The sequence below is a fragment of the Vibrio sp. 10N.247.310.24 genome (genome assembly GCF_041467175.1).
Lineage (GTDB): Bacteria > Pseudomonadota > Gammaproteobacteria > Enterobacterales > Vibrionaceae > Vibrio > Vibrio tasmaniensis_A.
On sequence record NZ_JBFSUD010000187.1, the window covers coordinates 1 to 1,348 of the forward strand.

Here is a 1,348-nt window from a genome sequence, read left to right on the forward strand (position 1 = left end):
GGCTCTTCTCCGCTTAGATGAGTCTATAAATTAACAATAAAATCAATAAAGCATTGATTTATAATTACTTCCTGTCTTATATCTTAGTGTTGTAGTTTGTCGTTATTATCTTCCGCTCTATTTAATTTTAAAGGTCAATCCGTACAGTCTGTAACGCTCGAAGAGTGCACTCATTCAGTACTCGTCAAATGCAAGCGAGACAGACGCTGTAAAGTCGTTGACCCTGAGACTGGAGCACCGCGTACCGTCGACCACTATGTTCAACGTCGCCTGTCAGATTTACCTGTAAGTGGTCGCCCTTGCGTAATAGAAATTGAACTGGCTCAGACGAGAGATAAGCTCGGCCGAAGATTGATTGAAGCCACTGATTTTGTTGATAAGGGTGGTCGCTATACCAAGAGATTCTGTCACTTTATTAGTGGACTATGCCGCTATATGAGCATCCATGCAGTGTCTAAGCATTTAGACATTCGCTGGGAAACCGTGAAAAATATCGATAAAGCATTTCTGTTATCTACCTTGCCCGCTTTAGAGCCTAAGAAGTTGACCAACCTTGTTCATATTGGCGTTGATGAAGTCGCCAGGGCTAAAGGCCATGACTATATGACCGTTGTTTATGATCTGGTTTCAGGACAACTTATCTGGGTTGATCATGGACGGACTTCAAACGTACTCATCAACTTTTTTGAACAATTATCACCACAAACGAGAGACGGCATCCAAGCGGTATCAATGGATATGGGTCAATCTTACCAATCAGCGGTGAGAAAGGCTCTTCCGAATGCAGACATCGTTTTTGACCGGTTTCACGTTATGCAGAACTACTCTCTTCTGATAAGGAAAGAGCGTAATAAAGCGTTTAGGAGAGGAACGCATGACGAGAAAAAAATGCTTAAGGGGACGCTATTTTTACTCCTCAAAAATGCGCCGAAATTAAGCGATAAGCAGTCAGATAGGCTGGATGATTTACTTGAAAGCAATAAGACACTTTGTACTATTTATATGCTCAAAGAGCAGCTTCAAGCCTTATGGAATGAACGTAATTTTGACTTGATGATCGCAGCGCTTGATGCGTGGTGCCAGCTTGCTAAAAATACAAGGATCTTATCTCTCATCAACTTTGCAGATGCGCTTTGGGAGAGAAGAGTTGGGATCTGCAATTATGCAAAATATAGGCTAACGAATGCCCGAGTTGAAGCTGGGAATGTATCGATAGGCCTTCTTAGGCGGAGAGCTCGAGGAGTAAGGGATACTGATTACTTTAAATTGAAGATTAGACAAACCTCAATCCTAGAAACTCACTCTACCTTTTACCCAGAAATCAAGCTCATCTAAGCGGAGAAGAGCC

The 1,348-nt window shown here is 42.2% G+C and carries 1 protein-coding gene; it reads left to right on the plus strand.

Annotated elements, in window-relative coordinates:
* Positions 1-96 precede the first annotated feature (96 nt).
* Complete coding sequence (locus tag AB6E08_RS23320) at positions 97-1,335, plus strand: ISL3 family transposase (protein ID WP_115339201.1); 1,239 nt, start codon at positions 97-99, stop codon at positions 1,333-1,335.
* Positions 1,336-1,348 lie beyond the last annotated feature (13 nt).